Origin of the sequence: Nocardioides sp. dk884 (assembly GCF_009557055.1) — a bacterium.
Taxonomy (GTDB): Bacteria; Actinomycetota; Actinomycetes; order Propionibacteriales; family Nocardioidaceae; genus Nocardioides.
Genome location: NZ_CP045649.1, coordinates 22,726 through 48,615, shown reverse-complemented (window position 1 = coordinate 48,615; position 25,890 = coordinate 22,726). Strand labels below are relative to the sequence as shown.

At 72.1% G+C, this 25,890-nt stretch carries 24 protein-coding genes and 1 tRNA gene; 15 read left to right on the top strand and 10 right to left on the bottom strand.

What is annotated here, in order from left to right; all coding sequences use genetic code 11:
• The first annotated feature begins 122 nt into the window (after positions 1-122).
• Complete coding sequence (gene ppgK, locus GFH29_RS00220) at positions 123-911, top strand: polyphosphate--glucose phosphotransferase (RefSeq protein ID WP_153321508.1); 789 nt, start codon at positions 123-125, stop codon at positions 909-911.
• Positions 912-1,267: 356 nt separating this feature from the next.
• Here the strand turns inward: ppgK and GFH29_RS00215 are convergent, their stop codons facing one another.
• The gene (locus tag GFH29_RS00215; protein WP_153321507.1) at positions 1,268-2,344 is read right to left on the bottom strand and encodes an alkaline phosphatase family protein; all 1,077 of its coding nucleotides are present in this window, start codon (positions 2,342-2,344) and stop codon (positions 1,268-1,270) included.
• 94 nt (positions 2,345-2,438) lie between these two features.
• Between GFH29_RS00215 and GFH29_RS00210 the strand changes: the two genes are divergently transcribed.
• Complete coding sequence (locus tag GFH29_RS00210; protein WP_153321506.1) at positions 2,439-3,035, top strand: TetR/AcrR family transcriptional regulator; 597 nt, start codon at positions 2,439-2,441, stop codon at positions 3,033-3,035.
• Positions 3,036-3,114: 79 nt separating this feature from the next.
• Complete coding sequence (locus tag GFH29_RS00205; protein WP_153321505.1) at positions 3,115-5,442, top strand: MMPL family transporter; 2,328 nt, start codon at positions 3,115-3,117, stop codon at positions 5,440-5,442.
• Positions 5,443-5,504: 62 nt separating this feature from the next.
• Here GFH29_RS00205 and GFH29_RS00200 read toward each other — a convergent pair whose 3' ends face one another.
• Together GFH29_RS00200 and GFH29_RS00195 are read right to left on the bottom strand one after the other, a co-directional pair.
• Entirely contained in the window at positions 5,505-5,984 is a 480-nt protein-coding gene (locus GFH29_RS00200) for a glutathione peroxidase (protein ID WP_153321504.1), read from the bottom strand.
• Between the two features lie 52 nt (positions 5,985-6,036).
• On the bottom strand, positions 6,037-6,714 hold the full coding sequence (locus GFH29_RS00195) for a hypothetical protein (RefSeq protein WP_153321503.1): 678 nt from the start codon (positions 6,712-6,714) through the stop codon (positions 6,037-6,039).
• A gap of 221 nt (positions 6,715-6,935) precedes the next feature.
• Here GFH29_RS00195 and GFH29_RS00190 point away from each other — a divergent pair, with 221 nt between their 5' ends.
• The gene (locus GFH29_RS00190; protein WP_153321502.1) at positions 6,936-7,742 is read left to right on the top strand and encodes a hypothetical protein; all 807 of its coding nucleotides are present in this window, start codon (positions 6,936-6,938) and stop codon (positions 7,740-7,742) included.
• Between the two features lie 33 nt (positions 7,743-7,775).
• Here the strand turns inward: GFH29_RS00190 and GFH29_RS00185 are convergent, their stop codons facing one another.
• Positions 7,776-9,032, bottom strand: a complete 1,257-nt coding sequence (locus GFH29_RS00185) for a hypothetical protein (RefSeq protein WP_153321501.1) — start codon at positions 9,030-9,032, stop codon at positions 7,776-7,778.
• Positions 9,033-9,199: 167 nt separating this feature from the next.
• Between GFH29_RS00185 and GFH29_RS00180 the strand changes: the two genes are divergently transcribed.
• Positions 9,200-9,973, top strand: coding sequence for a hypothetical protein (locus GFH29_RS00180; protein WP_153321500.1), 774 nt, complete (start codon positions 9,200-9,202; stop codon positions 9,971-9,973).
• Positions 9,974-10,137: 164 nt separating this feature from the next.
• On the opposite strand, the gene GFH29_RS00175 is transcribed toward GFH29_RS00180, so the two are convergent.
• Positions 10,138-10,221 (bottom strand) — tRNA-Leu (locus tag GFH29_RS00175).
• 194 nt (positions 10,222-10,415) lie between these two features.
• Here GFH29_RS00175 and GFH29_RS00170 point away from each other — a divergent pair.
• Genes GFH29_RS00170 through pknB form a run of 7 tightly spaced genes read left to right on the top strand, consistent with a single transcriptional unit; the run spans position 10,416 to position 19,193 of the window.
• Positions 10,416-11,138, top strand: coding sequence for an FhaA domain-containing protein (locus tag GFH29_RS00170; protein ID WP_153321499.1), 723 nt, complete (start codon positions 10,416-10,418; stop codon positions 11,136-11,138).
• Positions 11,131-11,607, top strand: coding sequence for an FHA domain-containing protein (locus GFH29_RS00165; RefSeq protein WP_153321498.1), 477 nt, complete (start codon positions 11,131-11,133; stop codon positions 11,605-11,607). The genes GFH29_RS00170 and GFH29_RS00165 overlap by 8 nt, the downstream gene beginning before the upstream one ends.
• A complete protein-coding gene (locus GFH29_RS00160; protein WP_228387663.1) occupies positions 11,604-12,923 on the top strand; it encodes a PP2C family protein-serine/threonine phosphatase in 1,320 nt (439 codons plus the stop codon). The genes GFH29_RS00165 and GFH29_RS00160 overlap by 4 nt, the downstream gene beginning before the upstream one ends.
• Before the next feature lie 3 nt (positions 12,924-12,926).
• Positions 12,927-14,327: an FtsW/RodA/SpoVE family cell cycle protein gene (locus GFH29_RS00155; RefSeq protein ID WP_153321497.1), complete on the top strand. Its 1,401-nt coding sequence runs from the start codon at positions 12,927-12,929 to the stop codon at positions 14,325-14,327.
• Complete coding sequence (locus GFH29_RS00150) at positions 14,324-15,796, top strand: peptidoglycan D,D-transpeptidase FtsI family protein (RefSeq protein WP_153321496.1); 1,473 nt, start codon at positions 14,324-14,326, stop codon at positions 15,794-15,796. Before GFH29_RS00155 ends, GFH29_RS00150 begins: the two co-directional genes overlap by 4 nt.
• On the top strand, positions 15,793-17,352 hold the full coding sequence (locus GFH29_RS00145) for a Stk1 family PASTA domain-containing Ser/Thr kinase (RefSeq protein WP_153321495.1): 1,560 nt from the start codon (positions 15,793-15,795) through the stop codon (positions 17,350-17,352). Before GFH29_RS00150 ends, GFH29_RS00145 begins: the two co-directional genes overlap by 4 nt.
• Positions 17,349-19,193: a Stk1 family PASTA domain-containing Ser/Thr kinase gene (gene pknB, locus GFH29_RS00140; protein WP_153321494.1), complete on the top strand. Its 1,845-nt coding sequence runs from the start codon at positions 17,349-17,351 to the stop codon at positions 19,191-19,193. The genes GFH29_RS00145 and pknB overlap by 4 nt, the downstream gene beginning before the upstream one ends.
• Here the strand turns inward: pknB and GFH29_RS00135 are convergent.
• On the bottom strand, positions 19,135-19,836 hold the full coding sequence (locus tag GFH29_RS00135; protein WP_228387662.1) for a DUF881 domain-containing protein: 702 nt from the start codon (positions 19,834-19,836) through the stop codon (positions 19,135-19,137). The two genes, pknB and GFH29_RS00135, sit on opposite strands and share 59 nt — an antisense overlap.
• A 192-nt stretch (positions 19,837-20,028) precedes the next feature.
• Between GFH29_RS00135 and GFH29_RS00130 the strand changes: the two genes are divergently transcribed.
• Positions 20,029-20,478 carry a cell division protein CrgA gene (locus GFH29_RS00130; protein ID WP_228387661.1) on the top strand — a complete coding sequence of 150 codons (450 nt, stop codon included), beginning with the start codon at positions 20,029-20,031 and terminating at the stop codon, positions 20,476-20,478.
• Positions 20,479-20,956: 478 nt separating this feature from the next.
• Positions 20,957-21,535, top strand: coding sequence for a hypothetical protein (locus GFH29_RS00125; protein ID WP_228387660.1), 579 nt, complete (start codon positions 20,957-20,959; stop codon positions 21,533-21,535).
• A gap of 72 nt (positions 21,536-21,607) precedes the next feature.
• Here GFH29_RS00125 and GFH29_RS00120 read toward each other — a convergent pair whose 3' ends face one another.
• Together GFH29_RS00120 and GFH29_RS00115 are read right to left on the bottom strand one after the other, a co-directional pair.
• On the bottom strand, positions 21,608-22,426 hold the full coding sequence (locus tag GFH29_RS00120) for a rhomboid family intramembrane serine protease (RefSeq protein WP_228387659.1): 819 nt from the start codon (positions 22,424-22,426) through the stop codon (positions 21,608-21,610).
• 129 nt (positions 22,427-22,555) lie between these two features.
• Positions 22,556-23,068 (bottom strand): peptidylprolyl isomerase, encoded by a 513-nt coding sequence (locus GFH29_RS00115; RefSeq protein WP_153321492.1) that lies wholly within the window; start codon positions 23,066-23,068, stop codon positions 22,556-22,558.
• A 213-nt stretch (positions 23,069-23,281) separates the two neighbouring features.
• On the opposite strand from GFH29_RS00115, the gene GFH29_RS00110 reads away from it, so the two are divergent.
• The gene (locus GFH29_RS00110; RefSeq protein WP_153321491.1) at positions 23,282-24,004 is read left to right on the top strand and encodes a hypothetical protein; all 723 of its coding nucleotides are present in this window, start codon (positions 23,282-23,284) and stop codon (positions 24,002-24,004) included.
• Positions 24,005-24,035: 31 nt separating this feature from the next.
• Here GFH29_RS00110 and GFH29_RS00105 read toward each other — a convergent pair whose 3' ends face one another.
• Positions 24,036-25,067 (bottom strand): 1-acyl-sn-glycerol-3-phosphate acyltransferase, encoded by a 1,032-nt coding sequence (locus GFH29_RS00105; protein ID WP_228387658.1) that lies wholly within the window; start codon positions 25,065-25,067, stop codon positions 24,036-24,038.
• The gene (locus GFH29_RS00100) at positions 25,064-25,888 is read right to left on the bottom strand and encodes a patatin-like phospholipase family protein (protein ID WP_153321490.1); all 825 of its coding nucleotides are present in this window, start codon (positions 25,886-25,888) and stop codon (positions 25,064-25,066) included. The genes GFH29_RS00105 and GFH29_RS00100 overlap by 4 nt, the downstream gene beginning before the upstream one ends.
• Positions 25,889-25,890 lie beyond the last annotated feature (2 nt).

Below are 25,890 nucleotides of genomic sequence, written 5' to 3'. Positions count from 1 at the left end.
CGAGATCGGGCCGCGAGTGTGGCGGCGGTCATGCCACGTGCTTGACAAGACCCTAGGGAATGTCAACCTGCTTGACAAGAGGGTTGTTTCTGTCAAGTGGAGGCAGGCTCTACCGTGAGTTCATGGGCACCCCACTCACTCCAGGCTCCCCGGACTCCCCGGGCTCCCCCGGCCAGGGAGCGCCGGTCGGCATCGACTTCGGCGGCAGCGGCATCAAGTGCGCCCCGGTCGACCTCGCAACCGGTGAGCCCGGCGAGCGCGCCCGCGTCGAGACCCCCAAGCCCTCCACCCCGGAGGCGGTCGCCGCGACCGTCGCCGCCCTGCTCGAGCGGTTCCCCGAGGCGACGGGCCGGGTGGGGGTGACGGTCCCCGGCGTCGTACGACACGGGGTGGTGCACTCGGCCGCCAACATCGACCGCTCCTGGCTCGGCACCGACGCCGACGCGCTCTTCAGCGAGGCGACCGGGCGAGAGGTGCACGTGGTCAACGACGCCGACGCCGCCGGCCTCGCCGAGGTGGAGTACGGCGCCGCGCGCGGGCGCCGCGGACTGGTGATCGTCACGACGCTCGGCACCGGGATCGGCTCGGCGCTGGTGCACGACGGGGTGCTGGTCCCCAACTCCGAGCTCGGACACCTCGAGATCGACGGGCACGACGCGGAGAGCCGGGCGGCCAACAGCGCCCGCAAGGCCGAGGACCTGTCGATGAAGGCCTGGGCGCAGCGGCTCCAGCGCTACTACTCCACCCTGGAGATGCTCTTCTCCCCCGACCTCTTCGTCATCGGCGGCGGGATCAGCAAGCGCGCCGACGAGTTCCTCCCGCTGCTCGAGCTGGAGACCGAGATCGTTCCCGCGACCCTGCGCAACGAGGCCGGCATCGTCGGTGCCGCCCTCCTCGCCGCCCGCGGCTGACCCTGCTCCCTCGCCGAGTCGGCGCTCGTGGTTGCGCGAGTCGGCGCTCGTGGTTGCGCGAGTCGGCGCCCATGGCGGCGCTCTCCACAACCTGTGGATAACTCTGGGGAAGCCGGGGCTCACCCCGCGCATGCCCGCAGCCCGGGGCCGCCACCTGGCGCGCGGATCCACGGCCGCGCGTTGTACACAGCTTTTCCACAGCCTTCTGTGGACAACTTCGCCATTCGCGCCGACTCGGCGCACCATTCGTGCCGACTCGGCGCACCATTCGTGCCGAGTCGGCGCACCATTCGTGCCGACTCGGCGCACCATTCGTGCCGACTCGGCGCGCCATTCGTGCCGACTCGCGGGGGAGGTCAGCGCAGGACGCGGAGGTCCTGGCGGGTGCCGATGGTGCTGCCGGGTACGGCGGGGAGGCCGAGCAGGTCGGCGGCGAGGTTGGCGAGGTCGCCGTTGCGGACCGGCTGGCGCGGCCGGGCGTAGCCCGGCTGGGCCCGGCCTGGGTGCTGGCGCCGGGGGCTGAGCCGGTAGAGGTTGCCGCGGGCCACGTCGCGCCCCCAGACCAGGAACGGCACCCGGAAGTTCGCCGCGCGCGTCGCCACGTAGTGCCCGTCGTCGCCGCGGCCGCCATGGTCGGCGGTCAGCACCACCACCACGTCGCGCCGCAGCCGCGGGTGGGCGCGCACCGTGCGCAGCACCCCGCGCAGCTGCCGGTCCACCTCCCGCACCGCCGCGACGTACGCCGGGGAGCCGAAGCCCTCCTCGTGCCCGGCACTGTCGGGACCGCGCAGGTGCAGGAAGGTGAAGGCGCGCCCCCCGCGCACCAGGTCGCGGCGCACCGCCCGCACCAGCCGGGCCTGGTCGTCATCGACGAGCACCCGGTCGATCGCGCGTGGCCAGGTGTTGGGGAACGTGTGGAACTTCTGCTTGCCCGCGAAGAGCGCCGTGCGCAGCCCGGCCCGGTGCGCCTGGGTGAAGATCGACTGCACCCGCCGCCCCCGTGCGTCACGCGGGATCACCCGGTCCGATTCGTCGTCGTTCCAGGTCACGCCGTGCCCGCCGCGACCGGCGTCGATGCGCCGCCCGGTGAGCATGCTCGTGTGGTTGGGCAGGGTCACGGTCATCTCGACAGCGGTGCGCGCCTCGAGGGTCGAGGCGCCCCGGCGCAGCAGCCGGTGGAACGTCGGCGCGCCCTGCGGCCCCAGCCGGCGTACGACGCCGGGCGCGAGACCGTCGACCGAGATCGCCAGCACCCGGTGCCGGACCCCCGCCGGCGCCACGCCCACCGACTCCGACACCCGCGGCGCCACCTCCGCCGCACCCGGCCCCGACTCCGCACCCGTCCCCGGGCTGCACGCGAGACCCACCGTGACGACGAGCGTGAGTGCCGGCACCGCTCGGGCGACGGCGGAGCGCAGGCGAGGAGAGGTCATCGGGCCACGATCCGCCTCCGACCACCGCCGAGGCAAGGGCCGTGACCACCGTCACATTTCTGCACTCTTTGGGCCATAGTGCAAGAATCGCGCCATGACCAGCCCCGCCCTCTCGACCCGGGAGGCCCGCCGCCTGGCGACCGAGATCCGGATCGCGCGCTGCGCCCAGATCCTCACGGCCGAGCGTGGTCTCGACGGCTTCACCATGGACGACCTCGCCGAGGCGTCCGCGCTGTCGCGCCGCACGCTGTTCAACTACTTCCCCGGCAAGCTGGACGCCGTCCTCGGCCCGGTACCCGTGATCGCCGAGGACACCCGCGCGCGGTTCGTCGAGGGAGGCCCGCACGGCCGGCTCGTCGACGACCTCGCCGTGCTCGCCCACGAGCTGCTCGACGGCCAGAGCGACGCGCTGGACCGCGAGGACATCGCCCGCATCACCCACCTGATCACCACGACGCCGCGCCTGCTCACGGCGGTGATCGACCGGTTCGAGGAGTTCGTCGGCGGCTTCGTCGACCTGATCGTCGAGCGCGAGCAGGGGCGGGTCGACGCCGTGCGCGCGCGGCTGCTCGTCCGGCTGCTCGTCACCGTCTTCGAGTCGGCGATCGGGACCTACGTCGCCGGCGACGAGCGATCGATCCCCGACCTGTTCGACCGCACGCTGGCTGCGGCCCGCGACCTCTTCACCTGACCACCTGACCACCGGGCCTCGGCCCGTCCCGCCCTCCCGGGCACACCCCGCACCACACCCATTCCTCCAGGAGACCCCCGTGGCCACCCTCTTGTACCGACTCGGCAGGACCGCCTTCCGGCGGTGGCCGTTCTTCATCGTCGGCTGGCTCGTCGTGCTCGTCGCCGTCGGCGGCTTCGCGGCCACCCAGTCCAAGCCGATGAGCGACTCCTTCTCCATCCCGGGCATCCCCTCGGAGAAGGCCGCCGACATGCAGGCGGAGCTCTTCCCGGGCGCCAAGGACCCCTTCGACCAGGCCACCGTCAACGTCGTGGTCGCAGCCCCGGAGGGCAGCACCCTCTCCGACAAGGCGTACGCCGCGGAGGTCGACGACCTCGTCGAGGACCTGGCCGCGCTGCCGCAGATGCCGGAGAAGGCCCCGCTGGCCAACCCGGTGCAGGCGGCCGAGCAGCAGCGCCAGATGATCGTCGACCAGGCCACCCAGGCCGGCACCCCGCGCGACGTCGCGGAGGACAACGCCGAGGCGCTCTCGCCGCTGTCCCCGGACGGCCGGGTCGGCCAGATCAGCTTCGAGTTCGACGTCGAGGCCGTCGCCGACGTCGAGCCGGAGACCATCGAGGCACTGCGGGACGTCATGGACGAGCACCGCGTCGACGGTCTCGAGATCGAGGCCAACGGCTCCGGCTCGACCGGCATGCTCGAGATCGGCATGACCTCCGAGCTCGTCGGCATCGCCGTGGCACTGCTGGTGCTGGTCCTCACCTTCGGCTCGCTGGTCGCGGCCGGCCTGCCGATCCTCACCGCGGTGTTCGGCATCGGCATCGGCATCGCCGGGGTCACCGCCATGACCGCGTTCACCGAGATCGGCTCCACCACCCCGATGCTCGCCACGATGATCGGCCTCGCGGTCGGCATCGACTACGCGCTGTTCATCCTGGCCCGCTACCGCGCCGAGCACGACCACACCGACGACAGCGAGGAGGCGGTCGGCGTCGCCGTCGGCACCGCCGGCTCCGCGGTGGTCTTCGCCGGACTGACGGTCCTCATCGCGCTCGCCGCGCTCGCCGTCGTCCGCATCCCGTTCCTCACCACCATGGGTCTCGCGGCCGCGAGCACCGTGTTCATCGCGGTGCTGGTCGCGCTCACACTGCTGCCGGCGCTCCTCGGCCTGCTGAAGTCCAAGGCCTTCGGCGGCCAGGTCCGCAAGTACGCCCCCGCCCGCGAGGACGACGGCAAGATCGTCAACAACGGCGTGCGCTGGGCCCGCTTCGTCGGCAAGCGTTCCTGGGCGGTCGCCCTGGTCTCGGTGATCGTGCTGGGCGCGCTGGCGATCCCGATGAAGGAGCTCTACCTCGCCTTCCCGACCGACAGCACCGCCTCGAGCGACACCACCGCCCGCAAGGCCTCCGACCTGACCGCCGAGGCGTTCGGCCCGGGCCGTGACGCCCCGCTGCTGGTGGTCGTGGACGCCGGCGACGTGCCCGCCGAGGAGCGCGGCGAGGTGTTCGGCGAGGTCGCCGCCTGGGCCGCCGGCCAGGACGACGTGGCCAACGCCCAGATCATCGCCACCAACGAGGTCACCGACGACAAGGGCGCCGTGACCGAGCCGGCCACGGGCGCGCAGGTGATGATCACGCCGGAGTCCGGCGCCGAGGACAAGGCCACCAAGGACCTGCTGGGCTCGCTGCGCGACGGCCAGGACGCCCTCGAGTCCGACACCGGCGCCGAGATCGGCATCACCGGCCTGACCGCGATCACCACCGACGTCTCCGACCGCCTCGACGACGCGCTGCCGGTCTACCTGGCCGTCGTCATCGGCCTCGCGTTCATCCTGCTGATGCTGGTCTTCCGCTCGATCCTGGTGCCGCTCACCGCGACGTTCGGCTTCCTGCTGTCCGTGCTCGCCACCCTCGGCGTCACCGTCGCGGTCTTCCAGGAGGGCGCGTTCGGCATCATGGAGGGCCAGCCGATCGTCAGCTTCATGCCGATCTTCCTGATCGGGCTGGTGTTCGGCCTGGCGATGGACTACCAGGTCTTCCTGGTCACCCGCATGCGCGAGGCGCACGTGCACGGCATGAGCACCCGCGAGGCGGTGGTCGACGGCTTCCGCAACAGCGCCCGTGTGGTGACCGCGGCGGCCCTGATCATGATCTCGGTCTTCGCGGCCTTCATCCTGATCGACGAGCCGATCATCAAGTCGATGGGCTTCGCGCTCGCCGTCGCCGTGTTCCTCGACGCGTTCGTGGTCCGCATGGCGCTGGTCCCGGCGCTGATGTACATGCTCGGCGAGAAGGCCTGGTGGCTGCCGAGCTGGCTGGACAAGATCCTGCCCAACGTGGACGTCGAGGGCGAGAGCCTGGAGCGCCCGCACATGAACCTCGACGAGCGGGAGCCGGTCAACGCCTGACCCCCGCCCTACCCGCCGTACGGCCCAGGACGCACTCCGGTGCTCCTGGGCCGTACGCCGTCTCAGCCCAGCGCGCGCTCGATGTCCGCGGCGATCTTCTCCGGCTTGGTCGTGGGCGAGTAGCGGGCCACGACCGTGCCGTCCCGGTCGAGCAGGAACTTGGTGAAGTTCCACTTGATCCGGTCGCTGAGCACGCCCTTCTGCTCGGCGCGCAGCCAGCGGTAGAGCGGGTGCGCGTCGTCGCCGTTGACGTCGATCTTGGAGAACATCGGGAAGCTGACGCCGTAGTTGCGCTGGCAGAACCCCGCGATCTCCGCGTCGTCGTCGAGCTCCTGGTCGCGGAACTGGTCGCAGGGGAAGCCGAGCACGGTGAACCCCTGCTCGCCGAACCGGTCGTAGAGCGACTGCAGACCCTCGAACTGCGGGGTCAGCCCGCACTTCGAGGCCGTGTTGACGACCAGGACCACCTGGCCGAGGTAGTCCGCGAGATCGATGTCCTGGCCCTCGATGGAGCGGGCGGAGAAGTCGGCGAGCGTGTGCATGGCGCCAGTCTGGTGGTGCCCCGCAAGCCGGTCTGGTCAGCGGCGCGCGGGCTCAGCCGACCATGAGCCCCTGCACCCGGGCGTCGGCGCCCACCTCGACCGGGTTCGCGTGCCCGTCGAGCAGCACCCGGACCCGCCGGTCGGCGACCTCCAGCAGCACCTCCCCGTCCTCGCCGCCCGACACCGAGGCGACCCGGCCCTGCACGACGTACTCCAGCCCGGCCACGCGCTCCAGCAGCGGCTCGGCCTCGCCGGGCTCGAGGTCGCCGCCGGCGCGCAGCACCAGCTCCGGGCGCATCCGCCCGCGCACCCGCCACAGCAGCAGTGCGATCAGCAGCACCAGACCGTTGAGGACGAGCGGCAGCACCAGCGCGGAGCGGTCGCTCACCTCGCCGTCCACGACGTACGTCGCGGGGTTCTCGGGGCGCACCCGCACGCTCAGCGTGCCCGTCTCGCCGGCGCGCTCGCCGGTCTCGCGGTCCACCTCGACGGCGTACGCGGTGTCCGCCTCGATCCCCGAGTCCTTGGGATAGGTGAAGCTCACCAGCACCCCGGAGTCCGTGGGCCGGGTCTGCAGGACCTTCGCCGCGACGTCCTCCCCGGAGCGCTCCACCTGCTGGCGGTTCCACACGCCGATCAGCGTCGGGACGTTCACCAGCACCAGCACGAGCAGCAGGAGCAGCGCCCCGCGGCCCCGTCGGGTGCGGCCTGGGTCGCTCGAGGAGGGCATGGACCCAGTATCCCGGGGCCGTCGACGACCCGGGATACAGGTGCACCAGTGCCGAAGGACCCATGGCGTCGGGCCCTGACGGGCGGCGGGCGGCGTGAGAGCCTGAGGAGAACCCAGGGCACCACAGCTGCGCCACTCGCAGACCCGGGACCGGCTGCGGTCCTGGACCCAGGAGGTACGACGTGACGACGTACAACAGGCGAACCAGACTGGCCGCAGCCGTGGCCGGGGCCGTGTTGCTGACCGGGGTGGCGGCGTGCGGTGACGACTCCGACGACGGTTCGTCCGCGGACTCCCCGTCGGCCTCGGAGGCGTCCGACGCCTCTGCGTCCCCGTCGGCCTCGGGCTCGGAGGACTCCGAGAGCGAGGCCTTCGCCGACAAGTCGGTGGAGGAGATCCAGGCCGCGGCGGTCAAGGACATGCGCGCCCTGCAGTTCGTGCGGGTGGCCGGCACGCTGCGCGACGACGCCTCGGAGCTGGCGGTGGACCTGCGGCTCAGCGCCCAGGGCGACTGCGACGGAAAGGTCTCCGTCGACGGCGCGGACGCCGAGATCATCGGGGTCGGCAACACCTCCTATCTCAAGGGCACCGAGGAGTTCTGGCGCAAGAGCGCCGGCGACGACGCCGGGCAGCAGGCCGACGCCCTGATCTCGGCGCTCGCAGGCAAGTGGGCCAAGATCCCCGGCGGCGACTTCAACGAGTTCTGCGACCTCAACTCGTTCCTCGACGACCTCGACGACCCCGACGACGCGAGCGAGTCCGCGGACCCGCAGACCGAGGTCGTCGGCGAGACGAGCGTCGCCGACACCCCCGCGGTGGAGGTGAAGATCTACGACGACGCCGAGGTCTCGACGGTCTGGGTCGGCACCGAGGAGGGGCGCCACTACATCCTCAAGATGCGCGTCGAGGACGGCGAGAACCCCGGGGAGTTCACGTTCTCGGAGTTCAACGACGCCTTCAAGGTGAAGGCGCCGCCCAAGAACCAGGTCGTCGACCTCGGCAGCGCCGACGACGAGCCCGACGACTGACCTCTCCCCGCCGCGGGCGGCGGGCGGGACGGGTCAGCCCGGTCGGACGAAGGACCGACGCAGGCGCACCGAGGTGCCCACGGAGTCCCGCGCGGTCACCGTGAACCGCACCCGGGCCACGCGCTGGGCGCGCACCGTGATCCGCCCCGTCGCGCACCCGCGGACCCGGACCCGCTGGGGCCGTCGTGGCGTGCAGTCGAGCGAGACCAGCGGCAGCGACGACACCACGCGGTACGTCGCGGGGCCCCGCACCAGGGCACCGTCGCGCGGGCCGACCAGGCGGACCCGCAGCGGTCGCGGCGTCACCGGCGCGGAGAGGGCCTCCGGGCTCTCGCCACCGAGCCCGACCGCGCGCACCCGGAAACGGCCCGCCACCCCGTTGGGCGCGGCGACCCGTGCGTGCTCGGAGATGACCTTCTGCTCGACGCCGGTGGCGACGTCGGTGACCACGTAGTGCCGCCAGGTCCCCGCGACCGCGGGCGGGTCCCACTGCAGGAGCACCCCGCCATCGCCCGGGGTGGCCCGCAGGTTGCGGACCGGACCCGGCGGCTCGGGGAGCACCAGGTCCGCGAGCCGCACCAGGAGGCTGCCGTCGGGCTGCGGCTGCGCGCCGGTCAACTTCGCCACGTGCGTAGGCAGGTGCCTCTCGGATGTGAACGAGGCCGAGCCGGACAGGATCCGGCCGTCCGCGGACCGGGCGAAGCTGTGGCTGACCTCGCCGGACGCATCGGTGGTCAGGGACGCCCCCATGGTCGCCCGCTCCACCGGGAGACCATGCGACAGGACGTGCCCGGTGTGCTCCCACGTCGCCGCACCCGGCACCGGGGACTGCGGCAGGCTCCACAGGTGGGTGACCGCGGCGCCGGGGACCGCGCGGCCACCGGCGTCGACCACCCGCACGGTGACCGGCTCGAGCACCGGCACGTCGAGCACGCCCAGGTCGGCCCCGGCCGAGAGGTTCGTCGGTGCCGTCTCGATCCGCAGGCGCGACGTCTCCGCGCCGTACTCCTGCAGCACGACCAGCCGCGCCGGCGCGGAGGGCGCCGCGACGGCGAACCGTCCGTCGTCCCGCACCACCGTCCAGCCGCCGTCGAGGCGGACCCATCGGCCGGTGACACCAGTCGCCGGGGCACCGAGGTTCCCGACGACCATCGGCCCGGAAGGCCCCGACGGCTCGGGGACCGGTTCGTCGGCGCGGGCGCCCGGGGCGGCGAGCGGCAGGGTGAGGAGCAGGAGCGCGGACACCAGGGCAGCGCACAGCCGCCCCGACGTCGACGTGGAGGTGGACATCGGGGTTTTCCTTCGCCGCTGGAGAGTCGACCCACCCTAGGAGCGCAGGGGGCGCACCGGGAGCGGTTTCGCGGATCCGGCGCACGAGGCCGAGATCACCCCCCGCATGACCTCAGGGGCCACAGGAGACACTGAGGTCGACAAGCCACAGAACTGAGAGGAACAACGTGACGTACAAGAGGCGTACCCGCCTGGCCGCAGCCGTGGCCGGGGCCGTGATGCTCACTGCCACGGCCGCCTGCGGCGACGACGAGGAGTCGAAGGACTCGTCCGGGGAATCCTCGTCGAAGTCCTCGGAGAACGGCTTCGCCGACAAGCCGATGAAGGAGATCCAGGAAGCTGCGATCGCCGACATGAAGGCGCTCGACTCGGTCCGGATGGCCGGCACCATCACCAGCGACGGCGCCGAGATGTCGCTGGACCTGCGGCTCACCACCTCCGGTGACTGCGCCGGCAGCATCACCAGCGACGGCGCCGAGGCCGAGATCATCGGGCTCGGTCAGGAGTCCTACCTCAAGGGCTCCAAGGAGTTCTGGACCCAGAGCGCGGGTCCCGGTGGCGAGAAGCAGGCCGAGGCCCTGATCGGGCTGATCGGTGACAAGTGGGCGAAGGTCCCCGGCGGCGACTTCACCGAGATCTGCGACCTCGACGACTTCCTCGACAACCTCGACGACGACGAGTCCGACTCGGCAGAGGACCAGGGCGAGGTCGTCGGCGAGACCGACCTCGACGGCACCCCGGCGATCGAGATCGTCTCCGAGGAGGACGGCGAGGAGACCACCGTCTGGGTCGGCAGCGAGGAGGACAAGCACTACATCCTCAAGCTGGAGGTCGTGGGCGGCGACGAGCCCGGCCACTTCACCTTCTCGGAGTTCAACGAGCCCCTCGACGTGCAGGCCCCTGCGAAGGACGAGGTCGTCGACCTCGGCGCCGCCGGCTGACCTGCGACACACGTCTCTGGGCCGGGCTCGGGGCAGATCACCTGCCCTGGGTCCGGCCCTCGGTCTCTGCGCCGGAGTCCGCGGGCCCAGTCGAGGACCAGCCGAGAACAGCCAGAGAAAAGGCGAAAGGCCCCGGGTCATCGACCTGGGGCCTTTCGCTTCTGTGCGCGAGGGGGGAGTTGAACCCCCACGTCCTTTCGGACACACGGACCTGAACCGTGCGCGTCTGCCTATTCCGCCACTCGCGCTCCGAAGCGTCGTCAGGCTAGCCCAGCCGCGCTGAGATTCCCAAACCGGCGTACGGGTAACGAGATCGACCGAGAGGGCATGGCTACGATCGGGGCCGTACCCCGGCAGGTCCGGGGTCCTCGGTCTGCGGCCAACCGGCACGGATCGCGACCGGCACGAGGCACGATCCGGGGTTCCGGCGAGAGGAGGCGACGTGCGTGGGTTGCAGCGCTTCGAGCAGCGCCTGGAAGAGATGATCTCGGGCGCGTTCGCCCGTGCCTTCCGTTCCGCGGTGCAGCCGGTGGAGATCGCGGCCGCGCTGCAGCGCGAGTGCGACAACAACGCGCAGATCCTCTCGCGCGAGCGTCGTCTGGTCCCCAACGACTTCCACGTCGAGCTCTCCGCCACCGACCTGGAGCGGCTCGCGCCGTACGACACCGCGATGGCCGACGAGCTGGTCTCGCAGGTGCAGCAGCACGCCCGCGAGCAGGGCTACTCCTTCCCGGGGCCGATCACGCTGTCCTTCGAGGGAGCCGAGGACCTCACCACCGGCCGGTTCCGGGTCCGCAGCCAGGTGCAGGCCAAGGTCACCTCCCACTCCTCCCCGACCCAGGTACGCCGGGCCCGCGCGCTGCTCGAGGTCAACGGCACCCGCCAGCCGCTCCAGGCGCCCGGCGTGGTCGTGGGGCGCGGCACCGACGCGGACGTGCGGATCAACGACCCCGGCGTGAGCCGGCGCCATGTCGAGTTCCGTGTCGGTGAGGAGGCCGGCCGCGCCGCGGACCTGCACATCGAGGTCCGCGACCTCGGCTCCACCAACGGCATGCTGGTCGACGGGCAGAAGGTGCCCCGCGCCCGGCTCCACGACGGCTCGGTCGTGAAGATCGGCACCACCACCCTCACCGTGCGGGTGGTCGAGGAGGACCACGTTGTCTGAGCTGACCCTCCTGCTCGTCAAGATCGCCTACCTGGCGATCCTGTGGATCTTCGTCCTCTCGGCCGTCTCGGTGATCCGCTCCGACATGTTCGGCGCCCGGGTGCCCGAGGCCGACCGGGGCCGCGGTCCTCGGGCGAAGAAGGAGCGGGCGCCCAAGGCGCCCAGCCGCCGGCGCGGCTCGCCCACCCACGTGCTCGTGGTCGAGGGCGCCAACGCCGGGGAGCAGGCCAGCCTCGACAACGCCCCGGTGCTGATCGGGCGCGGCTCGGACGCCGCGATCCGCCTCGACGACGACTACGTCTCCACCCGCCACGCCCGCATCGCCGCCTCCGGCGACCAGTGGTTCGTCGAGGACCTCGGCTCCACCAACGGCACCTACATCGGCACCAGCCGGATCACCCAGCCCACCACGCTCACGCTCGGCACCCAGGTCCGCATCGGCAAGACGATCCTCGAGCTGCGCAAGTGACGGCCACCACGATGCTCCGCCTCTCCTACGCCGCCGTCTCCGACGTGGGCCGGGTCCGCAAGGACAACCAGGACTCCGGGTACGCCGGGCCCTGGCTGCTCACCGTCTGCGACGGCGTCGGCGGGGCCGCGCGCGGCGACATCGCCTCCTCCACCGCGATCAGCCAGCTGCGCCGCCTGGACACCGAGCCGACGGTCGAGTCGCCCGAGGACCTGCTCGGCCTGGTCTCCGGCGCGCTGCACCGCGCCCACGACCGGATCAACGAGCTGGTCGACGAGGACGCCTCCCTCAACGGCACCAGCACCACGGCCACGGTCGCGCTCTTCGACGGCCACCGCGCCGCGTTCGGCCACGTCGGCGACAGCCGCGCCTACCTGCTGCGCGACGGCGAGCTGAGCCAGCTCACCAAGGACCACACCTTCGTCCAGAGCCTGATCGACGAGGGCCGGATCACCGAGGACGAGGCCCGCGTCCACCCCCACCGCAACCTGATCCTGCGTGCGCTGGGCGGCCCCGGGGACACCGAGCCCGACCTGTTCCTGCTCGACCTGCTCCCCGGCGACCGGCTGCTGCTGTGCAGCGACGGCGCCAGCGGCGTGCTCCCCGACCCGCGCCTGGCCGCCGTGCTCGGCGACGGCACCGCGGCGTACGCCGCCCTCGAGCTGGTGCGGGTCGCTCTCGAGGCCGGCAGCTCCGACAACGTCACCTGCGTGGTCGCCGACGTGGTGGCCGACGACGGCTCCCCCGTCGTCGACGCCGAGGGCGAGGAGCTGGCCCCGATGCTGGTCGGCGCAGCCGCCGAGCTGCGCCGCCGTCCGGGCCGGGCCCCCATGACCGGGATCTTCCGCGCCCACCGCTCCGGCGACACCGGCGAGCTGGAGCCGGTCCCGGACCTGCCCGGTGACGTGCACGCGATCCCGGCCGACCCGATCGACCCCGAGCAGGCCCGCTACGCCCCGCGACCCCCGGACCGGCTGCTGTGGCTGCGCCGCGTGATGGTGACCCTCGTCCTGCTCGGCCTCGGCTGGATCGCGGCGGCGGCCGCCTGGTCGTGGAGCCAGCACCAGTACTTCGTCGGCGAGCAGGACGGCCTGGTCGTGATCTTCCGCGGCCTCAACGCCGACCTGCCCGGCGTCTCCCTGTCCGAGCCCTACGAGACCACCGACGTCGTCGTCGACCGGCTCCCCGACCACCTGCGCGATCAGGTCGCCGAGGGCATGGCCGCCGACGACCGCGACCGGGCCCGCACGATCGTGCAGAACCTCGCCGACGAGATGTCACCGGTCGAGCCGAGCGCGGCCAGGACGGACGGCTGAGGCATGGCTCAGCAAGGCGCGATCATGGGTTTCGTGCACCGGCGGCGCCGGGGCGCGGAGCTGTTCCTGCTCTTCCTGGCCCTCGTGGTCGGCATCGGCGCCTACGCCGCGGTCGGCATCGGGGTGCAGGGTGAGGTCCCCGCCGACATCGTCGGGTACGGCGGCTGGCTGGCCGCGCTGGTGATCCTCGCCCACATCGTGGTGCGCGTCGTCGCGCCGTACGCCGACCCGGTGCTGCTGCCGCTGGTCGCCGCGCTCAACGGGCTCGGCCTGGCGGTGATCCACCGCCTCGACCTGGCCGCCGGCGAGACCAGCTTCGCGCGCCAGCAGCTGACCTGGATGACGGTCGGCGTGGTGCTGTTCATCATCACCTTGCTGGTGCTGCGCGACCACCGGGTGCTGCAGCGCTTCACCTACACCAGCGGCCTGGCCGCGATCGTGCTGCTGATCCTGCCGATGGTCCCGGGCATCGGCCGCGAGATCAACGGCGCCCGGATCTGGATCAGCGTCGGCCCGTTCAGCCTGCAGCCCGGCGAGATCGCGAAGGTCCTGCTGGTGGTCACCTTCGCCGGCTACCTCGTGCTACACCGCGACGCCCTCGCCCTGGCCGGGCGCCGCGTGCTCTTCATCGACCTGCCCCGTGGCCGCGACCTCGGCCCGATCCTGGTGATGTGGGCGGTCAGCCTCGGGGTGCTGGTCCTGCAGAAGGACCTCGGCTCCAGCCTGCTGTTCTTCGGGCTCTTCCTGGTGATGCTCTACGTCGCCACCGAGCGGCCCGGCTGGCTGGTGGTCGGCGGGCTGCTGTTCATGGCGGGCGCCTTCGTGGCGGCGACGATCTTCAGCCACGTGCAGACCCGCGTCAACCTGTGGGTGGACCCGTTCGCCTACTACGGCGAGGGCACCAGCGACAAGGGCCGCCAGATCGTGGAGTCGATGTTCGGCATGGCCTGGGGCGGGCTGATCGGCCGCGGCTTCGGCGAGGGCAGCCCGTGGCGGATCTCCTACGCCGAGTCCGACTTCATCATGGCCGCCATCGGCGAGGAGCTCGGGCTGACCGGCGTGCTCGCCGTGCTCTTGATGTTCGGCCTGATCGTCGAGCGGGCGCTGCGCGCGGCGCTGATCTCGCGCGACGGCTTCGGCAAGCTGCTCGCCACCGGCCTGGCCGCCGTCTTCGCCCTGCAGATCTTCGTCGTCATCGGCGGCGTGACCCGCCTCATCCCCCTGACCGGACTGACCACACCGTTCCTCTCCTACGGAGGCTCCTCCCTCGTGGCCAACTGGGTGATCATCGCCCTGCTCCTGCGCATCTCCGACCAGGCCCGACGGCCGGTGCCGGACCTGTCCGCCGAGCCCGAGGACGGTGCCGCCGACGCTGAGGCCACCCAGGTGGTGAAGCTGTCGTGAACAAGCCCATCCGCACCATCTCGATCTTCTGCCTCGTGCTGTTCTTGGCCCTGATGGCCAACGTGACCTATCTGCAGTACTTCCGCGCCGACGACCTCAACGACCACGCCGGCAACGCGCGGGTGTTCAACGCGGCGTACTCCCGCGAGCGCGGGTCGATCATCGTCGGACGCGACCCGGTGGCCACCAGCCGCCCGATCGACGACCAGTACAAGTACCTGCGCACCTACCCCCAGCCGTTCAAGTACGCCCCGCTCACCGGCTACTTCACCTACGCCTACGGCGCCAGCGGCATCGAGCGCAGCCAGAACGACGTGCTCTCCGGCGAGGACGACCGGCTCTTCGTGACCCGCCTGGTCGACCTGCTCAGCAACGACGGCACCCAGGGCGGCAACGTCGCCCTCACCATCGACCGCGCGGCGCAGGACGCGGCGTACGAGGCGCTCTCGGCGCTGCCCGGCGACGTCGAGGGCTCGGTGGTGGCCCTGGAGCCGCGCACCGGCAAGGTGCTGGCGATGGTCTCGCTGCCGACCTACGACCCCAACAAGCTGGCCTCGCACGACTTCGCCGAGGTCAACAAGTACTGGGCCGAGCTCCGGGACAACCCCGCCGAGCCCCTGCTCAACCGTGGCATCCAGAAGACCCTGCCGCCCGGGTCGATCTTCAAGCTGGTCACCGCCGCCGCCGCGATCGAGAGCGGCGACTACACCGCCGCCGACGACCTGGTGCCCGGCGGGTCGACCTACCAGCTGCCGCTGACCAGCGGCGACACCGGCCTGATCGACAACGAGGGCCGCTCCTGCGGCACCGACCGGATCCCGTTCACCCAGGCGATGGCGCAGTCGTGCAACACCACCTTCGCCCGGCTCGCGGTCGAGGTCGGGGCGGACAAGATGCTGGAGCAGGCGGAGAAGTTCGGCTTCAACCGCGAGTACCTCGAGGGCACCGGCCCGCAGGCGATCTCGCGCTACCCCGAGAACGCCGACGCCGCGGAGACCGGCCAGAGCGGCATCGGCCAGTTCGAGGTGCGCGCCACCCCGCTGCAGATGGCGATGGTCGCGGCCGGCATCGCCAACGACGGCACCGTCATGCGCCCCTACGTCGTCGACGAGGTCCAGTCGGCCGACCTCGACGTGGTCGCGACCACCCCGATCGAGGAGTTCAGCAGCGAGGCCGTCTCGCCGGCCACGGCGGCGGAGCTGACCAAGATGATGGTCTACACCGTCGATTCCGGCACCGCGAGCCCCGCGGCCATCCCCGGGCGCAGCGTCGCCGGCAAGACCGGTACCGCCCAGAGCGGCACCGACGACCCTCCGTACGCCTGGTTCATGTCCTTCGCCCCCGCCGACGACCCCCAGGTCGCGGTCGCGGTGATGATCGAGTCCGCCGCGATCGACCGCGGCGAGATCGCGGGCGGTCGCATCGGCGGCCCCATCGCCAAGGCCGTGATGGAGGCGGTGCTGCGATGACGACGCCACCCACCGGCACCGGTCCCGGCAGCTTCGTCGACGACGCCGGCCGCTACCGCCTCGAGTCGCGCATCGCGACCGGCGGCATGGGCGTGGTCTGGCGCGCCACCGACACCACGCTGCACCGCGACGTGGCGATCAAGGTGCTCAAGGCCGAGTACGCCGACAACGCCGACTTCCGCGCCCGCTTCGCCACCGAGGCCCAGCACGCCGCGGCCCTGCACCACCCCGGGATCGCCTCCGTGTACGACTTCGGCGAGGCCCACAACGACGACGGCTCCGGCGCCCCGCGGCCCTACCTGGTGATGGAGCTCGTCGACGGCCGGCCGCTGTCGGACCTGCTGCGGGCCGGGCAGCCGCTCGACCCCGACGCCGCGCGCGACCTGCTGGCCCAGGCGGCTGCGGCGCTCGGCGCGGCGCACGCCGCGGGGATCGTGCACCGCGACGTGAAGCCGGCCAACCTGCTCGTCACCCCGGACCGCCGGATCAAGATCACCGACTTCGGCATCGCGCGCGCCAGCGACACGGTGGGCCTGACCCAGACCGGCCAGGTGATGGGCACCCCGCAGTACCTCTCCCCCGAGCAGGCCCGCGGCGAGGTCGCGACCCCTGCCTCGGACGTCTACTCCCTCGGCGTGGTCGCCTTCGAGTGCCTGACCGGGCACCGCCCCTTCCAGGCCGACACCCCTGTCGCGACGGCGCTCGCGCACCTGCGCGAGCCGGTGCCGGAGCTCCCCGACAGCGTGCCGCCCGCGCTGGCCCACGTCGTACGACGGGCGCTGGAGAAGGACCCCGCGGCCCGCTACCCCGACGGCACCGCCTTCGCCGCGGCGCTGCGCGACCCGGCAGCGGCCGACGAGCAGGCGACCCGCGTCGCGCCGCTGACCTCGACCGCAGAGCAGACCCAGGTGCTGAGCACCGGTGCGGCACCGCTCGCGCCGCCCACCCGCGGCACCTCGCTCGCGGACGCCGACGAGCAGGGCGAGGAGAAGAAGCGCCGGTTCCCCTGGGTCCCGGTGCTCGCCGTGCTCCTGCTCGTCGCGCTCGGCATACTCCTCTTCGTCCTGCTCGGCGGAGGCGACGACGAGGACCCGACCGACGAGCGGCCGACGCGGCCCGGCACCTCCGTGACCCGCGAGCCCAACCGGACCTCCTCGCCGACCGAGCGGCCCTCTCCCACGCAGACCGAGACCACGACGAGCGCGCCGCCGACCACCAGCGCGCCGCCGCCGACCACCTCCGCGCCCCCGGCGCCCGACACCGTCGAGGTCGTCGCGGGCACCTACATCGGGCGCAACGTCCGCGAGGTCGAGTCGGCCCTGCGGGGCCTCGGCCTCGAGGTGACGCTGGTCGAGATCGACAACCCCGGCGACCGCTCCGAGGGGACCGTCGAGAGCGTCAGCCCCTCCGGCGACGTCGAGCGCGGCTCCCTCATCACCGTCCGCTACTGGGGGGCACCCCCGGCCACGCCGACCCAGACCCCCCGCACCCCCAGCTCGTCGGCGCCGACCGACGACGACACCCCCGAGCCCTCCGAGGGAGGCACCACCGGATGAGCAACCCCACCGTCGTGGGCGGTCGGTACGAGCTCGGCGAGCTCCTCGGCCGCGGCGGCATGGCCGAGGTCCGCAAGGGCGTCGACACCCGTCTGGGTCGGGTGGTGGCCGTCAAGCGGCTGCGCACCGACCTCGCCAGCGACGCGACGTTCCAGGCACGCTTCCGGCGCGAGGCGCAGTCCTCGGCCTCGCTCAACCACCCCTCGATCGTCGCGGTCTACGACACCGGCGAGGAGCCGGCGGCCGACGGCTCAGGGGTCTACCAGCCCTACATCGTGATGGAGTACGTCGCCGGCCGGACGCTGCGCGAGATCCTCCGCGAGGGGCGCAAGATCCTGCCCGAGCGCGCCCTGGAGTTCACCAGCGGCGTGCTCTCGGCGCTGGACTACAGCCACCGCGCGGGGATCATCCACCGCGACATCAAGCCCGGCAACGTCATGCTGACCCCCTCCGGCGACGTCAAGGTCATGGACTTCGGCATCGCCCGCGCGATCAGCGACGCCTCCTCGACGATGACCCAGACCGCCGCCGTCGTCGGCACCGCGCAGTACCTCTCCCCCGAGCAGGCGCGTGGGGAGACCGTGGACTCGCGCTCGGACGTCTACTCCGCGGGCTGCCTGCTCTACGAGCTGCTCACCGGTCGCCCGCCGTTCGTCGGCGACAGCCCGGTCGCGGTGGCCTACCAGCACGTGCGGGAACAGCCCCGGCCCCCGTCGGACCACGACACCGACCTGCCGCCCGAGGTCGACGCGATCGTCATGAAGGCGCTCGCCAAGCGCCTGGAGGACCGCTACCAGTCGGCCGCGGCGATGCGCAGCGACATCGAGCGCTACCTCGCCGGCAACCCCGTGCAGGCCACGGTGCCGCCGCCGCTCCCCGACACCGCGCCGACCGCGGTCGCCGGCACGCCGATCGCCGACCCGACCGCCGAGCGCCCGGCGCTGCCCGAGGCCGAGGAGCGTCGCGGCCGCGGCGGCCTGATCGCCGCGGTGCTGCTGGTGCTCGCGCTGGTGGTGGCCGGCTTCGTGCTGTGGCCCAAGCTCTTCCCGGGCGCTCCCCCAAAGGAGCAGGTGCCGGACCTGCGCGGCATGACCGAGAACCAGGCCCGCGCCGCGATCGGTGAGGCGGGGTTGGCGGTCGGTCCGATCGACACCGCCCCGCACGACACCGTGCGGCCCAACCGGGTCATCCCCGGCACCCAGGACCCCGCCGCCGGGCGCTACGTCGATCCCGGCTCGACCGTCACCTTCACCGTCTCGACCGGCAAGCCCGAGGTGGCCATCCCCGGCGACATCGTCGGCAGCACCCGCGACGAGGCGCGCGCCAAGCTGGTCGCGCTCGACCTGGTCCCGGACCTGCAGGAGACCGAGTCCGACGAGCCGGCCGACCAGGTGGTCAGCACCGACCCGGTCCCCGGCACCCAGGTGCAGACCGGCACCACTGTCGTCGTCTACTACTCCGACGGGCGCGAGCAGGTCCCCGACGTCGTCAACGACCGGCAGCGGATCGCGGAGCAGAAGATCCGCGAGCGCGGCTTCGTGCCCAAGGTCGTGCGCTCCGACGACACCCGGGAGCCGGCGGGCACCGTCATCGAGCAGGACCCGCCCGCGGGTCAGGAGGCCGACGACGGCGCGAGCGTCTACATCACCGTCTCGAGCTTCGTGGAGCCCAGCGAGACCGCCGAGCCCTCGCCGACGGAGCCCACCGAGGAGCCCGAGGACGGGGACGACGAGACCCCCACCGACCAGCCCAGCCAGCTGGAGCGTCGCGAGCCGGCCGTGCTCAGCGGATCGGCTCGGCGTACGACAGGTCGAGCAGGCCGTCGTACGCCGGTGCTGTGACCTCGTCCTTGAGGGCGAGGTCCCAGCCGATGGCGATCTCGGGACGCTCGGACTGGGCGCGGTACTCCTGGAGGTAGCTGTCCTCCTGCAGGGCGTTGATGATCTCGCCCTGGTCGCCGACGCCGGTGATGACGTACGGCGGGGAGTAGGGGCGTCCCTGCAAGGTGACGGAGTTCCCGACGCACTTGATGCCGGTGGTGGAGATGATCCGCTTGCCCTGCACCGTGACCGCCTTCGCGCCGCCCTTCCACATGGCGTTGACGACCGCCTGGATGTCCTGCTGGTGGACCAGGAACCAGTTGACGTCCAGACCGCTGTCGGCGTTCTGGGCCGCGTCGTCGGCGAGCTCGGGGTCGCTGTCGGTCAGCGTGACCGTGACCCCGGGCCCGGTCTGCGGGACCATCCCGGCGGGGTCCTCGAGCTCGTCGATGCGCGCGCGGTAGCGGTTCACGTCGCGGTCGTCGACCTGGCCGGTGAGCGTCTCGATGTCGGCGTTCAGCTCATCGACCCGCTCCTGGAGCCGCTCGTAGGCGCGCGACTCGGAGGCGACCAGGGACGCCAGGTCGGTGTAGCGACCCGGTCGCAGGTCGGTCCCGTCGCTGTTCTCCGCGCTCACCATGAACAGTGCGCCGCACAGCAGCACGACGACGGGGGTACCCAGCGACCACGCGCTGAACGGCCGGCGTAGCCACCGACGGCCCGAAGGCGCGGGAGCCTCAGGCTGACGCTCGGCAGGCGGTTGCGGCCTCGCGTGGGTTCCAGATACCACGACCACTAGGGTAGCCGGGGACCCGTGGACCGACGCCACGGCAAGTGGATGAACGAGGAGCGACGCGTGTCGAAGTCGAAGCCGAACAGCAACCTGGTCGATCCCACCGCGGGGCCCCGGTTCTCGGTGCGGTTCCTGGTGTCGCTCGCGGCCATGGTGGCGGGCATCGCCTGGATGGCCTACTACTACCTCGCCGTGCGCGCGGAGACCGGCGACCCCGGCTCCCCGGCGTTCATGGCCGACCTCGGCAACTGGAACTACCTGATCGGTTTCGGTGCTGTCTTCATCGGTCTGATCCTGGCCGCGCACCCCTCGACGCCGCTGGGACGCGGCAACGGCGTGGTGGTCGGCATGCTCGGCTGCTTCCTCATCGGACTGGTCTGGATCTGCCTGTTCTACATCTTCAGCAACGACCTCTCCAGCATCCCCGTCTTCAACGACCTGGGCCAGAAGAACCTCTTCGTCGGCATCGGCTTCATGGCCGTGGGCTTCGCCTACGCCACCAAGTGGGAGTAGTCCTCCCCCCTTCTCGTCTCGAACGGCCCGTCGCTCTGAGCGGCGGGCCGTTCGGCGTTTCGGGGCCCCTGCCTGTGCACAACCAGAGTTATGCACCGCGGTGGAGAACCCTGTGGAGAACTACACGCGTGTAGTTATCCACATGTGATTGCACAGGTGTGGACAGATTTCCCCAGCCCTCATTTGGCCCACCCCCGCCCGGCCTGCCTCTTCACTGCGTTGTCCACAGCTGGGGAGAGACCTGGGTACGAAAGACCCACAGGCCCCACCCGCCCCACCTCCCCCTGTGGACAACTCTCCCGCCCCCCACCGCCGAGTCGGCGCGTGTGGTTGCGCGAGTCGGCGCGTGTGGTTGCGCGGGTCGGCGCGTGCGGCGTGCCGAGTCGGCGCGTGTGGCGTGCCGAGTCGGCGCGTGTGGTTGCGCAGCTCGGATCCGGCAACTGCCGGCCGCGGGAGCTGAGCGGCCTAGGGTCGGCGCATGCCTCAAGGGGACACCGAGAACGCCTTCCAGCATGCGGCGGCGGCCGACGGGATCGTGCTGGTGCGAGCGCGCGTCCCCTGGCTCAACCAGCGCGGACACCTGGGCCTGCCCGCCGAGGCGCACGCCGCTGCACCGGCGCTGCACCGCATCTTCACCGCTCTCGGCGGCGTGGAGGCGGACCAGGCGGCCAAGCGGCTCACCGCGCTCCCGGGCGACTTCCTGCATCCGGAGTCGATGACGTTCATCGAGGTGGACGAGCACCAGCACTTCACCAGCCGACGGGTCGCCACCTTGGACCTCTATCCGGAGGCCGCAGCCCTCGGCTTCGACCGCGGGGAGTACCGCGCCCTGTGCCGCGACTGGGCGTCCCGGGCTGACCGCTACCGCGCCTCCAAGAGCGCCGTGGCGTTCGGGCCGAGAGGCCGTCAGGCGCAGCGCGCCTACCACGATGCACTCCGGGACCTCGCCGTCCCCGCGATGGGCCATCCGCCGGTCGTGCGGGTCGCCGCGCCCGAACGCGAGGGGGCGCTGGCCTACCTCCGGGTGCGCGAGCGACTGGCGACCCTGCGCAGCTGAGACCCGTCGTACGACGTCGCGCCGCCACGAGAGCCGACTGGGCGCGCCATTGGCGCCGACTCGGCGCAGGGGTCAGGCGAGCTGGGCGATACGGGCGGCGGTGAGCGCGAGGATGAGGACGGTGACGGCGACGAGGCCGCTCACCTGGACCCGGGTGCGGGAGGGGCCGCGGGGGGCGTAGACGAGCACCGCGGCGACGGCGGCGCCGACGACGAAGCCGCCGAGGTGGCCCTGCCAGGAGACCTTCGCGGCGACGAGAGTGATCACGACGTTGATGCCGATCCACAGCATCAGCTGCGAGGCGTCACCGCCCATCTTGCGGATGACGACGAGCAGCGCGCCCATCAGGCCGTAGATGGCGCCCGACGCGCCGAGGACCGCGCCGTACTCCGCGCCCAGCCACATGACAGCCACGGAGCCGCCGAGGGCGCTGAGCAGGTAGAGCGCGAGGAAGCGCCAGCGGCCCAGCAGCGACTCCAGTTGCGGGCCGAGCACGTAGAGCGCGAGCATGTTGAAGCCGATGTGCCACAGCTCGATGTGGGTGAACGCACCGGTCAGCAGCTGCCACGGGGCGCCGGACACGACGCCGGGCAGCCACTCGCCGTTCGGGACGTCGGCGCACTGGGAGCTGCTGATATCGAAGCCGCCACGGCGGTCGATGAAGCACAGGCCCTTCGGGCGCAGCATCAGCCAGTCGAGCAGCCGGCTGTTGCCCCACCCGGTGACGATGATCGCGGCGTAGACCGCGAGGTTGATGCCGATCAGGGTGAGCGAGACGACCCCGGGCCGCCCCGGGCGTACGCCGCCGTACGTCGTGCGGGCCTGGCGCGTGGTGCGCGCGCCCTCGGCGACGCACTCGGGGCACTGGAAGCCCACCGCGGCGTCGCGCATGCAGTCCGGGCAGATCGGACGCCCGCACCGCTGGCAGCGGATGTGCGACTCCCGGCCGGGGTGCCGATAGCAGACTGGCACCCCGGCCTGGGGAGTCGTCGGGTCGCTCATGTGCGGATCTGCGAGGCCTCAGGCCTCGACGATCTCGACCTTCTCGAAGACGACCGGCTCGACCGGGCGGTCGCCGGGGCCCGTCTTCGTGGTCGCGATCGCGTCGACGACGTCGCGCGAGGCCTGGTCGGCCACCTCGCCGAAGATCGTGTGCTTGAAGTTCAGCCACGGGGTCGCGCCCACGGTGATGAAGAACTGCGAGCCGTTGGTGCCCGGGCCGGCGTTGGCCATGGCGAGCAGGTAGGGCTTGTCGAAGGTGAGCTCGGGGTGCGGCTCGTCCTTGAACGTGTAGCCCGGGCCGCCGGTGCCGGTGCCGAGCGGGCACCCGCCCTGGATCATGAACCCGTCGATGACGCGGTGGAAGCCGAGGCCGTCGTAGAACGGGCCGCTGCGGCCGTTGCCCGCGTCGTACTTCTTCTCGCCGGTCGCGAGACCGACGAAGTTGGCGACCGTCTCAGGTGCGTGGTCGGGGAAGAGGTTGAGGACGATGTCGCCCCGGTTGGTCTTCAGGATGGCCTGCTGCTGCGCCATGGCTGCCCTTCTGATGGTGCCGATGTCTTGGATGGGCCGGCGCGTTGTTTCGGTACGCCGGCTGGGTACTGCTGGACAACGAACGACTCACGTCGCTCGTCGCGCCGTCGATCCTTGCACGCCCACCCAGAGCCCGACCCGGAAGGTCGATCCTGGACAGGCCGTTTGCGCGACGTGGTCGAATGGCAGCACCGAACGAGAGGAAGTGACGCGATGCGTCTCCGCAAGAAGAAGTCCCTTCTCGAGCAGGCGAGCGAGACCGTGGAGTCCTACGTCGGGGTGGTGCGTCCCCAGGTCGAGCACGCCGTCGCCCATGCACGCGACGCCGTGCAGGAGTTCGTCGACGACACCGCCCGCCCCACCCTGATCGAGGTCCGTGCGAAGGCAGGCCCCGCGCTCGCCGACGCCCGCGAGAAGGCGCTCACGCAAGCCGTCGAGGCGCGCGAGAAGGCGCTGGCGCAGGCTGTCGAGGCACGCGAGAAGGCCGCGCCAGTACTCGCCGACGCGCGCGCCAAGGCCGCACCGGTCATCGCCACGAGCGTCGCGTTGGCCGGCGAGAAGGCGGCCGCGGCCAAGAGCGCCGCCGACGCCAAGATCGCGGAGTTCAACGCCCCCGCGCCGCCCCCGAAGAAGAAGGGCGGCAAGCTGCGCAAGGTCGCGCTGCTCGCGCTCGTCGCGGGTGCCGCGGGTGTGGTGGCCAAGAAGCTCCAGGGCGGCAGCAACGACAGCTGGCAGTCCTCCTACGTCCCGGCGCCGCCGCCGGCCGGCCCGACCTCGCCGAAGGCGCCCGGCGCGCCGAAGGTGACCTCGGAGGACGACCCGGCCGGGGCCTCGCCCGACGAGGCGCTGGCCGACCAGGCCGAGACTCCGCACGCGCCGACCACGCCGGACGCCCCCGCCGAGGTCGTCGACCTCGACGAGCAGCGCCGCTCCTGAGCACCCCGGACCGGTCGGAGGACTCACCCGTTCAGCGCGGGCGCAGCTCCTCCGGCCGGTTCTGCTCGATCCAGGCATCGATGCGCTCCCACCACCCGTAGAGCCAGTCGATGCGCTCCTCACGGCCGTCGGGGATCTCCTCGCGCGGCACCTGCCACCAGCGCATCACGATCTGCTTGTCCATCGGCAGCTCGCGCCACAGGTCGCCCACCGTCAGCAGGTGGTCCAGCCCGGTGTGCGCCACGAGTACGACGTCCGCCTCCGGCGCCGCGTCCAGCGCGGCGAGGAACCCGCCGGGCCGGGGCGCCAGCACGTGCTCCATCGCCTCCGCGCGCTGGGCCATCCGGTGCATCCCCAGCCGGTGGAGCCGCACGATCGCCCGGTCGCGCCGCTGCGGGGTGAAGTTGCCGCCCTCGGGGAAGATCACGAACGCGTCGTTCTCGTCGAGCCCCCGCGCCAGCGAGGCGATCTGCGCCTCCAGGTCCTCCCCCGCCCGCGGGTTCGGCGAGATGAACCGCGCAGGCACCCGCCGCAGCACCACGTCGATCATCGGGTCCCAGGCCAGGGTGTCCTTGAGGACGACCCGCGGCTCGCGCGAGTACCAGTGCATCAGCGCGTGGATCAGCGTGAAGGAGTCGCCCGGGCCCGCGTGGCGACAGCACACCAGGATCGGTACGCCGGGGTGCGCGGCCGGCGTCGGCCCGTCGGTCACGATCCGCAGCCGCAGCACCCGCCGGGCCTCGGTGAAGAAGACCCACATCACGCCCTGGATCAGGTCGTAGTGCACGCCCTCCCAGTACGCCGTGCGCAGCCGAGCACCGAACCCGGAGGACACCCAGAAGCCCAGCATCACCAGCAGGAGCAGGCTCTCGATGCTCAGGTAGAGCAGCGCGATCCAGGCCAGCCGCAGCGCGCGCCAGTGGCCGGGCAGCAGCGGCGAGAGCGCGAACGTGACGACCAGCCACAGCGGCGCGGTCACCCACAGCAGCGCGGTCAGCCCGATCACGGCAGGGGCGAGGACCCAGCGCCGCAGCAGCCAGGTGCCCACCGAGCGGGCCGTCACGCGAGGCCGTCGAGGTAGGCCGCGGAGACCCGATGGTTGTCGTCGATGCGCTCCTGCACCGTGGAGAAGTCGAAGGCCGAACGCAGCTTGTCGTCGCGCTCGGACGTGCCCGCGACCGGCAGCACGTGCGCGACCACGCCCTCGGGCAGCTCGGCCAGCTCGCGGTGGAAGCGGTGGCGCCGCGCGATCTCGAAGGAGACCCGGGCGACGTCCCAGGGCTTGCGCGGCACCGTCAGCGGCCGGTCGACCCGTCCGACCTGGAGCACGAAGATCCGGGTCGCGCCGAGGCGCACGGCACGCTCGAGAGGGATCGAGTTCACGATGCCGCCGTCGAGATAGTGCTCCCCGCCGACCCGGGCCGGGGGCAGCAGCCCGGGTACGGCGGCGCTCGCCATCACCGCGTCCACGACCGGGCCGGTGTCGAACCAGTGCTCCGCCGCACGCTCGATGCTGGAGGCGCACACCTGCAAGGGCACCGCCAGCTCGGCGAAGGTCGTGTCGCCGAGCTCCTCGACGAGCCGCTGCTTGAGCGGCTCGGCGGAGTAGACGTGGGTGCCGCTGCTGACCGCGCGCTTCAGGGCGTCCAGCGGGCGCCCGCCGTACACCTCGCGGCCGGGGGCGTTGGCGGTGCGCCACAGCTCGGTGAGCCGGTCCACCACCGCGAGGCTGGGGTCCTGGGCGACCAGCGCGCCGTTGAGGGCGCCGATGCTGGTGCCGAGCACCAGGTCAGGGCGCAGGTCGCGCTCGAGCAGCGCGCGCAGCATCCCGACCTCGACCGCGCCCAGCACGCCGCCGCCGCCGAGCACGTATGCAGTCCTCATCG